Source organism: Streptomyces sp. NPDC053474 (assembly GCF_044544845.1).
In the GTDB taxonomy this organism is placed as follows: Bacteria; Actinomycetota; Actinomycetes; order Streptomycetales; family Streptomycetaceae; genus Streptomyces.
The window spans coordinates 159108-171438 of record NZ_JBITXV010000003.1; the positions used below are offsets into that span (position 1 = coordinate 159108).

Annotated in this window: 11 protein-coding genes; all 11 read right to left on the reverse strand. The window is 73.3% G+C overall.

The window, feature by feature from the left end; all coding sequences use genetic code 11:
• Nucleotides 1-16 precede the first annotated feature (16 nt).
• The 11 genes from ACIG3E_RS07555 to hrcA all read right to left on the reverse strand — a co-directional run bounded on the left by ACIG3E_RS07555 (nucleotide 17) and on the right by hrcA (nucleotide 12309).
• Entirely contained in the window at nucleotides 17-1327 is a 1311-nt protein-coding gene (locus tag ACIG3E_RS07555) for a hypothetical protein (protein WP_399612492.1), read from the reverse strand.
• Nucleotides 1327-1635 carry a hypothetical protein gene (locus ACIG3E_RS07560; protein ID WP_399612495.1) on the reverse strand — a complete coding sequence of 103 codons (309 nt, stop codon included), beginning with the start codon at nucleotides 1633-1635 and terminating at the stop codon, nucleotides 1327-1329. Before ACIG3E_RS07560 ends, ACIG3E_RS07555 begins: the two co-directional genes overlap by 1 nt.
• Nucleotides 1636-1742: 107 nt before the next feature.
• On the reverse strand, nucleotides 1743-2744 hold the full coding sequence (locus ACIG3E_RS07565; protein ID WP_399612497.1) for an adenosine deaminase: 1002 nt from the start codon (nucleotides 2742-2744) through the stop codon (nucleotides 1743-1745).
• A gap of 37 nt (nucleotides 2745-2781) precedes the next feature.
• Nucleotides 2782-3690 (reverse strand): ribonuclease Z, encoded by a 909-nt coding sequence (locus ACIG3E_RS07570; RefSeq protein WP_399612500.1) that lies wholly within the window; start codon nucleotides 3688-3690, stop codon nucleotides 2782-2784.
• Nucleotides 3691-3696: 6 nt separating this feature from the next.
• Entirely contained in the window at nucleotides 3697-4050 is a 354-nt protein-coding gene (locus ACIG3E_RS07575; protein ID WP_399612503.1) for a histidine triad nucleotide-binding protein, read from the reverse strand.
• A gap of 107 nt (nucleotides 4051-4157) precedes the next feature.
• Entirely contained in the window at nucleotides 4158-7400 is a 3243-nt protein-coding gene (locus ACIG3E_RS07580; protein WP_399612504.1) for a S41 family peptidase, read from the reverse strand.
• A 45-nt stretch (nucleotides 7401-7445) separates the two neighbouring features.
• On the reverse strand, nucleotides 7446-7994 hold the full coding sequence (locus ACIG3E_RS07585) for a hypothetical protein (protein ID WP_399612507.1): 549 nt from the start codon (nucleotides 7992-7994) through the stop codon (nucleotides 7446-7448).
• 156 nt (nucleotides 7995-8150) lie between these two features.
• A complete protein-coding gene (locus ACIG3E_RS07590) occupies nucleotides 8151-8900 on the reverse strand; it encodes a 16S rRNA (uracil(1498)-N(3))-methyltransferase (protein ID WP_399612509.1) in 750 nt (249 codons plus the stop codon).
• Nucleotides 8897-9979 (reverse strand): nitronate monooxygenase, encoded by a 1083-nt coding sequence (locus ACIG3E_RS07595; RefSeq protein ID WP_399612511.1) that lies wholly within the window; start codon nucleotides 9977-9979, stop codon nucleotides 8897-8899. The genes ACIG3E_RS07590 and ACIG3E_RS07595 overlap by 4 nt, the downstream gene beginning before the upstream one ends.
• 176 nt (nucleotides 9980-10155) lie before the next feature.
• Nucleotides 10156-11292: a molecular chaperone DnaJ gene (gene dnaJ / locus ACIG3E_RS07600; RefSeq protein WP_399612512.1), complete on the reverse strand. Its 1137-nt coding sequence runs from the start codon at nucleotides 11290-11292 to the stop codon at nucleotides 10156-10158.
• The gene (gene hrcA, locus ACIG3E_RS07605; protein ID WP_138959673.1) at nucleotides 11293-12309 is read right to left on the reverse strand and encodes a heat-inducible transcriptional repressor HrcA; all 1017 of its coding nucleotides are present in this window, start codon (nucleotides 12307-12309) and stop codon (nucleotides 11293-11295) included.
• Nucleotides 12310-12331: the final 22 nt, after the last annotated feature.

Here is a 12331-nt window from a genome sequence, read left to right on the forward strand (position 1 = left end):
CTCGCCCACCCTCTCCTCAGTGAACCTCGTCCATGAACAAGCCTCCAGCGGTGATCCCTGATCCCGCCAACGTCATAGCCGTAGCTGTTCGGGACAGTTTGTTCACCGCGTCGTACTGCCCCAGGGACTTGCCCAGGTGCTTGATTTCCTTCAGGCCGGACGCCACTGAGGCATCAGCCAGCGAGACCGACTTCAGCGCGCCTTTGAGACCATTCCCGCCCCCACGGTCCTTGAGCTCACGCCAAGCTTGGCGGTATCCACCGTGGAAACCACTCTTCCAAGTGGAAGCCCTGAAGACTTCCGTGATGGGTTCCCGAAGGGACGCGGAGATATCGCCTTCTTCCAGGCGTCCACCCTGCAATTGCCGATTCAGAGCCTTGCGGTTCCGCTTCATCTGACGCGGTGTATCCCGGCCACCCTTGGCCAACCGCATCCTCCGCACCGTCCCCGCCACATACCGCCCAGCCACCTTCGAAAAGGCCTTTCCCGCTCCCATCGCCAGGAGGCCCACCGCTGACCAGGCGAGTTCTGTCCACTGGGTGTCGCCCATGGCGACCTGCGTGGCTGTGCAGGCGATGCCGGTCAGGGTGGCGGTCATGGAGACCGCGCCCAGGAGGGTGGCCAGGCCCTGGCCGATGGCGGGGATCCAGCCGACCGCGAGGGCGGCGATGCCTGCCCACTTGGCGATGGTCTCGGTGACGGACGCGACGCGTTCCACGAAGGCGGCGAAGCGGTCCCGGAAGCCGTCCTTGAGGGAGTCGGCGGGGACGGCGTCGGCGAGGGCGTCGTGGGCCCGCCGCGCGGCGGCGTCGCGGATCCGCAGCGCCTCGCGGAGCTTCGCGCGGGCCGCGTCGAGGGCGACCCCGGCGTCCGACTGCTGCCGCTCCAGCTCCACCTTCCGGCGCTCGCCCACCTCGCCGTCGTGGCCGTGCCGCGCGGCCAGCGCCTCGCGCCGGGCGATGTCGGCGATCTTCTGGGCCCGGTGGAGTTCGGTGACGTACGTACCGGCGGGCGCGGCGGCGTTCGCGGCGTAGTCGCCGCCGTGGTCGACGATCCGGTCGCCGATGGCGTCGGCGGCGGCCTCGTAGCGCCGGCGGGCGGCTTCCAGACGGCCCCGGCACCGCTTGGCCCGGGCCCGGAACTCGCTCCCGGCCGCGCTGTCCCAGGAGGTCACATCGGCGGCGGCCTTGAGGTGGCGGAGCTGCCGTTCCAGTTCGTCGGCCGTGCGCCGGAGCTTGCGGCCGAGCTCCTCGATCCGGTCCGGGTCGCCGGGGACGGGGTCGCGATCCGCGAGGGGCTGCCAGTCCCGGGGCCGGGCGGCGCCCATCAGGGCCTCTTCGGCTTGTCGGAGGCGCGCAGGGCGCGGGCCAGCTCGCCGTCCACGCCGTCGTACGCCCTCGCGGCGGCCTTCGCGAGGGCGGAGAGGCGGGCGACCTCGTCGGCGAGTTCCTCGCGGTGGCTCTCCCAGTCGCCCGCGAACTCACCGAAGCGATCGGCGAGACCGCCGTCGCCGAAGTCGTCCTCGTACTGGCCCCTCAGCTCGTCGAGTCCGTCGAAGGCGTGCTTGATGCGGCCGAGGCCCACGCCCATCTCGTGGATCAGGCGCAGATCGTCGACCTTCGTGTACTCGCCCACGTCCGACGCCCCTCCCGGCCCGGTCGGCATCAAGGAGGGGCGAGCGTATCGAGCACGAGATCAACTCCGGCGCGGCAGCGCCGGGTTGACCACTCGAAAGGAGGCCTCTAGTCGAACTGGTACGCCTCGACCTCCGCCAAGTACGCCGCGCGCAGCGCCTCCTCCTCCGGGGAGCCGTCGAGGAAGGCCGCCTCGAAGGAGTTGCGGGCCAGTTCGCGGAGCTGGTTCTCGTCGAGGCCGAGGGCCTCGTGGACCGCGTGGAAGGTGTCGCCGACGTAGCCGCCGAAGTACGCGGGGTCGTCGGAGTTGACCGTGCACAGCAGGCCCGCGGCCATCATCTGCGGCAGGGGGTGGTCCTCCAGGACGTCGACGGCGCGCAGGCGGACGTTGGAGAGGGGGCAGAGGGTCAGCGGGACGCGGTCGCGGACCAGGCGGCGGACCAGCTCCGGGTCCTCGACGCAGCGCAGGCCGTGGTCGACGCGCTCGACGCCGAGGACGTCCAGGGCCTCGGTCACGTAGGCGGCGGGGCCCTCCTCGCCCGCGTGGGCGACCCGGCGCAGGCCGAGCGCGGCCGCCGCCTCGTACACGGCGGCGAACTTGCGCGGCGGGTGGCCCACCTCGGCCGAGTCCAGGCCGACCCCGGTGATGCGGTGGAGGTGGGGCTTCGCGGCCTCCAGGGTCTCCATGGCCGACTCGGCGGACTCGTCGCGCAGGAAGCACATGATGAGGCGGGTGGTGATGCCGTGGCGCTCGCGGCTGCGGTCGAGCGCGCGGCCCAGGCCCTCGACGACCGTGCCGATCTCCACGCCGCGCGCGGTGTGGGCCTGGGGGTCGAAGAAGATCTCGGCGTGGCGCACGCCCTGGGCGGCGGCCCGGGCGAGGTAGGCGTCGGCGAGCTCCTCGAAGTCGGCCTCCGTGCGCAGCACGGCCATGAGGCCGTAGTAGAGGTCGAGGAAGGACTGGAGGTCCTGGAAGAGGTAGGCCTCGCGGAGGGCCTCGGTGTCGGCGTACGGCAGGGTGACGCCGTTGCGCTCGGCGAGGGCGAAGGCGAGCTCGGGCTCCAGGGTGCCTTCGATGTGCAGGTGGAGTTCGGCCTTGGGGAGGGGCATGGTGGCGCTGTTCTCTCAGATCGTTCAGAGGGGTGGTTCAGGGGCTGCGCTTGGGCAGGGGGACGCGCAGCAGGTCCCGCGCCACCGTCAGCTCCCCCTCGAAACCGGCGGCCCGCGCCTGCCGCTCGAAGACGGACGGGTCCGGGTAGCGCTGGCTGAAGTGGGTGAGGACGAGGTGCCTGACCCCCGCGTCCCGGGCCACCGCTCCGGCCTGACCTGCCGTCAGATGGCCGTGGTCGGAGGCCAGTTGATGGTCCTCGTCGAGGAAGGTGGACTCGATGACGAGCATGTCGCAGCCGTCGGCGAGCGCGTACACGCCGTCGCACAGGCGGGTGTCCATCACGAAGGCGAACCGCTGCCCGCGGCGGACCTCGCTCACCTCGTCGACGCTGATCCCGCGCAGGCTGCCCTCGCGCTGGAGGACGCCGACGTCGGGCCCGGTGATGCCGCGCTCGGCGAGGAGCCCCGGCAGCATGCGCCGCCCGTCGGGCTCGACGACGCGGTAGCCGTACGACTCGACGGGGTGGGAGAGCTTCGCCGCCTCCAGGCGGTACGACGGCGCGCTGGCGAGGAGGCCGTCGGCGGCGACGGGCTCCTGGGCGATGCGGACCGTCTCGCGGTAGGCGGTCGCGTACCGCAGGCGGTCGAAGAAGTGCTCCCCGGAGGCCGGGTAGTGGGCGGTGACGGGGTGCGGCACGCGGTCCAGGTTGATGCGCTGGATGACGCCCGCGAGGCCCAGGGAGTGGTCCCCGTGGAAGTGCGTGACGCAGATGCGGTTGAGGTCGTGCGCGGCCACGGAGGCACGCAGCATCTGCCGCTGCGTGCCCTCGCCGGGGTCGAACAGGATGCCCTCGCCGTCCCACAGCAGCACGTACCCGTTGTGGTTGCGGTGCCGGGTCGGGACCTGGCTCGCGGTGCCGAGCACCACCAGTTCGCGTACGGACACGAGGTGCTATCCGGGGGGCCACTGGAGGCCGCGGCCGCCAAGGACGTGGGCGTGCGCGTGGAAGACGGTCTGCCCGGCGCCGGAGCCGGTGTTGAAGACGATGCGGTAGCTGTCCGCCTGCTCCTGGGCGGCCACCTCGCCCGCCTCGCGCAGCACGTCGGCGGCGGCCGAGGGCTCGGCGGCGGCGAGGGACGCGGCGTCCGGGTAGTGCACCTTGGGGATCACCAGGACGTGCGTCGGCGCCTGGGGGTTGATGTCGCGGAAGGCGAGGGTGGTCTCCGTCTCGCGCACGACCGTCGCGGGCACCTCCTTCGCCACGATCTTGCAGAACAAGCAGTCGTCCTGTGGTTCGCCCGCCATGGTCCAGCCTCCTGATCATGTTTGCGTACGTCGGCATGCTATCCGCCCGTGTGCGCGGGCCCGCCGGGGACCGGTCAGGGCAGCGCACGGGCGGACCGCGGCCCCGGTCAGGGCAGCGGCGGCGGCGTCTTGGCCGGGTTCTCGGCCAGCGCGGCCAGGGCGATGCGGACGGCCTCGTCGAGCTGCGGGTCGCGTCCGGCCGCGTGGTCGTCGGGGGTCACCACGACCTCGACGTCGGGGTCGACGCCGTGGTTCTCCACGCCCCAGCCGTGGCCCTCCATCCAGAAGGCGTACTTGGGCTGGGTGACGAGCGTGCCGTCGACGAGGTGGTAGCGGCTGTCGATGCCGACGACGCCGCCCCAGGTGCGCGTGCCCACGACGGGGCCGATGCCGAGGGCCTTGATCGCCGCGTTCACGATGTCGCCGTCGGAGCCGGAGAACTCGTTGGCCACGGCGACGACGGGCCCGCGCGGGGCGTCCCCGGGGTAGCTGAGCGGCCCGGAGCCGCGCGGCAGGTCCCAGCCGACGATGCGCCGGGCCAGCTTCTCCACGACGAGCTGGGAGGTGTGCCCGCCGCGGTTCTCGCGGACGTCCACGACCAGGCCCTCGCGGGCCACCTCGACGCGCAGGTCGCGGTGGATCTGCGCCCAGCCGGGGGCCTGCATGTCGGGGACGTGGAGGTAGCCGAGGCGGCCGCCGGACAGCTCGTGGACGTAGGCCCGGCGGTCGGCGACCCACGCGTGGTAGCGCAGCGGCTCCTCGTCGTCCACGGGGATCACGACGGCGTGCCGCGGGTCGCCGCCCCCGGCCGGGGACACGGTCAGCTCGACGGGCTTGCCCGCGGTGCCGACGAGCAGCGGCCCGGGGCCGGTGACGGGGTCGACGGGCCGCCCGCCGACGGCGAGGATCGCGTCGCCCGCGCGCACGGCGACGCCGGGCGCGGCCAGCGGGGAGAGCCCGGCCGGGTCGGAGGTCTCCGACGGCAGGACCCGGTCGACGCGCCACAGGCCGTCCTCGCCGCGCGAGAGGTCCGCGCCGAGGAGGCCCTGGCGGCTGCCGTAGCCGCCGCGGGGCACCACGTAGGCGTGGGAGGTGCCCAGTTCGCCCTGGACCTCCCACAGCAGGTCGACGAGGTCGTCGTGCGTGGCGACGCGGTCCAGGACGGGGCGGTAGCGCTCCAGGACGCCGTCCCAGTCGACGCCGCCCATGTCGGCCCGCCAGAAGTTGTCGCGCATGAGGCGGCCCGCCTCGGCGTACATCTGCCGCCACTCCGCGGCCGGGTCGACCTCCTGACGGACCCGGCCGAGGTCGACGGTGATGTTGCTGTCGCTGTCCTCGTCGCCGGAGGCGCGCCGGTCGCTCGGCACCACCTTGAGCTTGCCGTCGGCCCACAGCAGGATCCGCTTGCCGTCGCCGGTGACGGCGAAGTGGTCGGCGTCGCCCGCCAGTTCCTCGACGCGGCGCTGGGCGAAGTCGTAGCGCTCCAGGGCGGAGCAGGGCTCGGGGTCGGACGGGGTGGCGCGGGACGCGCCGAGCACGCCGCGCACCGGGTGGCGCAGCCACAGCAGCCCGTCCTTGGCGGCGCGCAGCGTGCTGTAGCGGGCGGCCTCGACGGGGAAGGGCACCACGCGGTCGACGAGGCCGTCGAGGTCTATCCGGGTCACCGGCGAGCCCTCGCTGTCGGGGGTCTCGGCGTGCGGCCCCTCGGCGGAGTCGAAGGCCCGGCCGTGCCGCTGCGGCCCGAACGGCGAGGGGGTGGTGGCCGCGAGGGTGAGCAGGTGCGGCCGGGAGCCGCCGACGAAGGCGAGGTCGAAGACGTGGTCGTCGTAGACCGGGTCGAAGGCGCGCGCGGAGAGGAACGCCAGGTGCTTGCCGTCGAGCGTGAACGCCGGGCTGTAGTCGCGGAAGCGCAGCTGGGTGGCCTCCGAGACCGACAGGTCCGCGGTGTTGGCGAGCTTGAGCTGGCGCAGCGGGCGCGGCCCGGGGTGGGACCAGGCGAGCCAGGCGCAGTCCGGCGAGAAGACGAGGCCGGTGGCCTCGCCGTGTTCGGCGCGGTCGACCTCGCGCACCTCGCCGCTCTCGCGTTCCACGAGCAGGATGCGGCCGTCGTGCGAGGCGACGGCGGCGCGGCTGCCGTCGGGCGCCACGGCGAGCGCGAGCACCCGGCCGAGCTGCCCGGCGGCCAGGCGGCGCGGGGTCGCGCCGGGGGCCGGGCCGGTGGCGGGCGCGAACTCCAGGGCGTCGTCGCCCTCCGCGTCCGTCACCCACACCACGTGCTCCTCGCCGTCCACGCGGAAGGTGCGCGGGAGGCGGGCCCGGACGCCGGGGGTGGCGGCGAGCGCGCGGGCGGGGCCCTCGCGGTGCGTGACCCAGTGCACGGCGCCGCGCACCGAGACGGCGCTGCCGCGCCCGCCGTGGTCGGGCGCGGCGGCCCCGAACCAGCGGGCCGCGCTGACCGGATGCGGCTGGAGGTCGACGCGCTGCCCGCCGAGCCGGACGTCCAGACGGCGCGGCGCGGCGTCCGACAGGTCGTCCAGGAGCCAGAGTTCACCGGCGCTCGCGTAGGCGACGCGGGTGCCGTCGGTGGCGGCGTGCCGGGCGTAGAAGCCGTCGACGGGCGTGTGGCGGCGCAGGTCGGTGCCGTCGGGCAGGGACGAGTACAGGGCGCCGACGCCCTCGTGGTCACAGAGGAAGGCGATGCGGCCGCCCACCCACAGGGGGTACTCGATGTTGCCGTCGAGGCCCTCGTGAACGCGCACGAAGCCGGGGCCCGAGGGGGCTTCGGCGGCGTCGGAGGAGGTGTCGGCGGAGGTCTCGGGCCGCCGCGTCCTGATCCACAGCTTCCCCGCCGTGCCGCCCCGGTACCGCTTCCACCAGGCGGCCTCGCGGCCCATCGGCGCGGACAGGAGCAGGACTTCGCCGTCGGGGCCGTGCGCCGCGTCGCCGACGAGTCCGTACGGCAGCTTCTCAGCGGGCCCGCCGTCGAGCGGCACGGCGTGCGCCCAGGTGCGGCGGAAGGAGGCCTGGCCGTGCGCGCCGACCGCGAGGACCCGCCCGTCGGGCGTCCAGCCGCGCACGCACGTCTTCGCGTTCCCCCAGTACGTGAGGCGCTTGGACGGGCCGCCGTCGACGGGCGCGACGTGCACCTCGGGCGCTCCGTCACGCGTCGACGTCCACGCGACGGTGGTGCCGTCCGGGGAGATCCGCGGGTGGCTGACGGGCGTGTTGTCGGCGCTGACCCGCCAGGCGCGGCCGCCGTCGAGAGGCGCGATCCATACGTCGTCCTCGGCGGTGAAGGCGGTCAACTCGCCGTGCGGATGCGGAAACCGGAGGTAGGCAGGCTGTGTCACACCGTCACCCTAAGCAGGTGACGCCGCGCGGGGCACCGTTTTGGATCACTTGCCCGGATAGCAGTCGCAGGTGGGGTCCGGCCGCTCGGTCACCGTGACGGTGGCGGTGGGCCCCGGCTCGTCCCGGCCGGGGTCGTGGTTCACGGGCGGGGTGTGGCGGCCTCCGCCGTTGTCGCCGTCGTCGTTGTCGCCGTCGTCGTCATTCCCCTTGCCGCCCTCGCAGTTGCCGAGCACGTCGACGCGGAACCACTCCTTGCCCTCGACCCGCGCGGTCAGATTGCCGCGGACGCACTTGCCGTTGCGCACGTCGGTGACGCGGCCCTTGAGGACGATGTCCTTGTCGTCCTCGGACTTGCCCTGGCAGTCGACCTCGGCCTCGCGCGGCTCGTCGGTGGCCTTCCGCTTGCCGTCGCGGTCCTTCTTCACGAACGAGGCCGTGCAGTTGAACCAGGCCACGTCCAGGTGCTGGCGCTCCAGCTCGGCGGTGCCCATCTTGTCGGTGGTCAGCGCGATGGCGGAGGTGCTCATGTCGCCCTCGACGGGGTCGCAGGCGGCCAGGGCGAACCCGGTGGCCCCCGCGGCCACGAGGGCCACGAGGATCCGCCGCCCTCTCGCCGTGCCCGGGCCCGGGATCCGCCTACGCCGGACAGGTCGCGGTAGTCGCCTCACAGCCCCCATGGATGGCAGCGTGCCACCGCGCGGGCCCGGGCGGTAGACCGGTTGCGGCCATCTGTCCAGTCGCCCGTCCGGTCAGGACCAGCGGCCCGTGCGGCCGAGGAGCAGTGCCGTCGCCGCGGTGCCCGCGGTCGACGTGCGCAGCACGCTGCGCCCGAGCCGGTACGGCTTCGCGCCCGCCTCGGCGAACGCCGCGAGCTCCTCCGGCGAGACGCCGCCCTCGGGCCCGACGACGAGCACGATCCGGCCGGACGCCGGGAGCGGGGCGGTGGCCAGCGGCTCGCTGCCCTCCTCGTGCAGGACGCCCGCGAAGTCGGCGTCCGCGAGGAGCCGCGCGACCTGCTTGGTCGTGGCGGCCTCCGCGACCTCGGGGAAGCGGACGCGGCGGGACTGCTTGCCCGCCTCGCGCGCCGTCGCCCGCCACTTGCCGAGCGCCTTCAGGCCGCGCTCGCCCTTCCACTGCGTGATGCAGCGGGAGGCGGCCCAGGGCACGACGGCGTCCACCCCGGTCTCCGTCATGGTCTCCACGGCGAGTTCACCGCGGTCGCCCTTGGGCAGCGCCTGTACGACGGTGATCAGGGGGCTCTCCGCCTCCTCCTCGCGTACGCCGTCGTCGTCGAGGGCGACCAGGAGCCGGTCCTTGCCCTCGGCGGCGGCCACGGTGCCGTGCGCCCAGCGCCCCGCGCCGTCGGTGAGCACCACGTCCTCACCGGCGCGCAGCCGCTTCACGGACACGGCGTGCCGCCCCTCGGGGCCTTCGAGTACGTACGTCCGTCCGGGCGCGGCCCCCGCGAAGTCGTCGACGACGAACACCGGCGCGGTCACGCGGCACCGCCCGCGTCCCGGCCCGCGGACACGGCCCGCGCCTCGTCGAGTTCGGCCACGAGCACCTCCACGAGTTCCCCGGCGGGCAGCTGGCGGGCGAGCCGGTGGCCCTGGCCCGCCCACAGGGCCATGGCCTGCGGGTCGCCGGTCCTGGCCGCGGCCTTGCGCAGCTCGGACGTCAGATAGTGGATCTGCGGATAGGCGGCGGGCGCGTACGGGCCGTGCTCGCGCATGAAGCGGTTGACGAGCCCGCGCGCGGGGCGGCCCGAGAACGCGCGGGTCAGCTCGGTCCGCACGAACCGCGGGTCGGTCATGGCCTGCTTGTGCAGCGGCTGCGCACCGGACTCCGGGGTGACGAGGAACGCGGTGCCGAGCTGCGCGAGGTCGGCGCCCGCCGCGAGCACCGCGGCGATCTGCGCGCCGCGCATCAGCCCGCCCGCGGCGATGACGGGCAGCTGTACGGCCTCCCTGACCTGCGTGATGAGGCTCAGCAGGCCGATCCCGGCGCCGTCCGTCTCCGGGTTGTCGCGGTGCGTGCCCTGGTGGCCGCCCGCCTCCACGCCCTGGACGCACACGGCGTCGGCGCCCGCGGCCTGCGCGGCCAGGGCCTCCTCGGGCGTGGTGACGGTGACGACGGTGGTGGTGCCGACCCGCTCCAGGGCCTGGAGGTCCTTGCGGGAGGGGCAGCCGAACGTGAACGACACCAGCGGCACGGGGTCGTCGCGCAGGATCGCCAGCTTCGCCTCGTAGCCGTCGTCGAGCTTGACGTCGGTGTCGCCGAGCTCCGTCTCGTACCAGGTGGCCTCTCCGGCCAGCTGGTTGCGGTACACCTCGACGGCCGCGGGGTCCGCGCAGGCGGGCTGCGGCATAAAGAGGTTCACCCCGAACGGGCGCGCCGTCAGGCCTCTGACCTGCTTTATCTCCTGGTACATGCCGTCGGCGGTCTTGTACCCGGCCGCGAGCGAGCCGAGCCCCCCGGCCTCGGACACGGCCGCCGCGAGCTGCGGGGTCGAGCCCCCGCCCGCCATCGGGGCCTGCACGATCGGATGACGACAGAGAGCGTGGAGAGGGGAGACCATACCGGCATCGTGCCACGTCTGGCGGGGGCGCCTCGTGCGGGGTGCTTCCCGCTGTGGGCAATCGTCCCGCAGGGCGAGTGGGGCATCCCCTGCTCGAGCGAAGCCGAGAGCTTGGGGAAGGGTGGGCACAGCCCCCGGTGCCGAGCAACCGGGGGCTGGGGCCCACCGTCCAAGCGCTAACGCCCGTTGAACGCGTCCTTCAGGCGGGAGAAGAGGCCCTGCTGCCCCGGCTGGAACTGCCCCGTGGGCCGCTCCTCGCCCCGCAGCTTCGCGAGCTCCCGCAGCAGCCGCTCCTGCTCGGCGTCGAGCTTCGTGGGGGTCAGCACCTCCACGTGCACGATCAGGTCGCCGCGGCCGCCGCCCCGCAGATGCGTGACACCGCGCCCGTGCAGCGGGATCGACTGCCCGGACTGCGTGCCGGGGCGGATGTCGACCTCCTCGACGCCGTCGAGCGTCTCCAGCGGCACCTTCGTACCGAGCGCCGCCGCCGTCATCGGAATGGTGACGGTGCAGTGCAGATCGTCGCCGCGCCGCTGGAAGACGGCGTGGGGCAGCTCGTGGATCTCCACATAGAGGTCGCCCGCCGGGCCACCGCCGGGGCCGACCTCGCCCTCGCCCGCGAGCTGGATCCGCGTGCCGTTGTCGACACCCGCGGGGATCTTGACCGTGAGGGTGCGCCGCGAGCGGACCCGGCCGTCGCCCGCGCACTCGGGGCACGGCGTGGGCACCACGGTGCCGAAGCCCTGGCACTGGGGGCAGGGCCGCGAGGTCATGACCTGGCCGAGGAAGGACCGCGTGACCTGGGACACCTCGCCGCGGCCGCGGCACATGTCACAGGTCTGCGCGGAGGTGCCGGGCGCGGCGCCCTCGCCGGAGCACGTCGTACAGACGACGGCCGTGTCGACCTGGATGTCCTTGGTCGTGCCGAAGGCCGCCTCGTCGAGGTCGATCTCCAGGCGGATCATGGCGTCCTGGCCGCGGCGGGTGCGCGAGCGCGGCCCGCGCTGCGACGCCGTACCGAAGAACGCGTCCATGATGTCCGAGAAGTTGCCGAAGCCACCGGCTCCGAAACCGCCCGCGCCGCCGCCGCCCGACTGGGACAGCGGGTCGCCGCCGAGGTCGTAGACCTGCTTCTTCTGCGGGTCCGAGAGGACCTCGTAGGCGGCGTTGATCTCTTTGAAGCGCTCTTGCGTCTTGGGATCGGGATTGACGTCCGGGTGCAGCTCGCGCGCGAGCCGCCGGAAGGCCTTCTTGATCTCGTCCTGGGACGCGTCGCGGCGCACGCCGAGCACGGCGTAGTAGTCCGTGGCCACTTACGACTCCGCCAGGATCTGTCCGACGTAACGTGCCACTGCGCGTACTGCTCCCATCGTTCCCGGATAGTCCATGCGGGTCGGTCCGACCACGCCTAGCTTGGCCACTGCCTCGCCTCCCGAACCGTAGCCGACGGAGACCACGGACGTGGAGCTGAGTCCCTCGTGGGCGTTCTCGTGACCGATCTTCACGGTCATGCCCGAATCCGTAGCCTCACCAAGCAACTTGAGGAGGACGACCTGTTCCTCCAGGGCCTCGAGGACCGGCCGGATCGTGAGAGGGAAGTCATGTCCGAAGCGGGTCAGATTGGCGGTGCCGCCGATCATCATCCGCTCCTCGTTCTCCTCGACCAGGGTTTCGAGGAGGGTGGACAGGACCGTCGCCACCGTGGCCTGGTCCTCCTTGTCGAAGGACTCGGACAGGTCCTGGACGAGCTGCGGCACGTCGGAGAACCGGCGGCCCGCGACCCGGCTGTTGAGCCGCGCCCGCAGGTCCGCGAGTGACGTTTCACCGAACGGCGCCGGGCAGTCGATCAGGCGCTGCTCGACCCGCCCCGTGTCCGTGATCAGCACGAGCATGAGCCGGGCCGGGGCGAGCGAGAGCAGCTCCACGTGGCGCACCGTCGACCGCGTCAGGGACGGGTACTGCACCACGGCGACCTGCCGGGTCAGCTGCGCGAGCAGCCGCACCGTACGGCCCACGACGTCGTCCAGGTCGACGGCGCCGTCCAGGAAGTGCTGGATCGCGCGGCGCTCGGGGGAGCTCAGCGGCTTGACGCCCGCCAGCTTGTCCACGAACAGCCGGTAGCCCTTGTCGGTGGGGATGCGCCCGGCACTGGTGTGCGGCTGGGCGATGAACCCCTCCTCCTCCAGCGCCGCCATGTCGTTACGGACCGTGGCCGGAGACACGCCCAGGTGATGACGCTCGGTGAGCGCCTTGGAGCCGACCGGCTCCTGGGTGCCCACATAGTCGTGGACGATGGCGCGTAGTACCTCAAGCCTGCGTTCACTGAGCATCGCGCACACCTCCACCTGTCGT

Excerpts from the sequence above, each read along its gene's own strand:
- ACIG3E_RS07555 (WP_399612492.1), bottom strand. The coding sequence starts at position 1,327 with ATGGGCGCCGCCCGGCCCCGGGACTGGCAGCCCCTCGCGGATCGCGAC.
- ACIG3E_RS07565 (WP_399612497.1), bottom strand. The coding sequence starts at position 2,744 with ATGCCCCTCCCCAAGGCCGAACTCCACCTGCACATCGAAGGCACCCTG.
- ACIG3E_RS07575 (WP_399612503.1), bottom strand. The coding sequence starts at position 4,050 with ATGGCGGGCGAACCACAGGACGACTGCTTGTTCTGCAAGATCGTGGCG.
- ACIG3E_RS07595 (WP_399612511.1), bottom strand. The coding sequence starts at position 9,979 with ATGGTCTCCCCTCTCCACGCTCTCTGTCGTCATCCGATCGTGCAGGCC.
- hrcA (WP_138959673.1), bottom strand. The coding sequence starts at position 12,309 with ATGCTCAGTGAACGCAGGCTTGAGGTACTACGCGCCATCGTCCACGAC.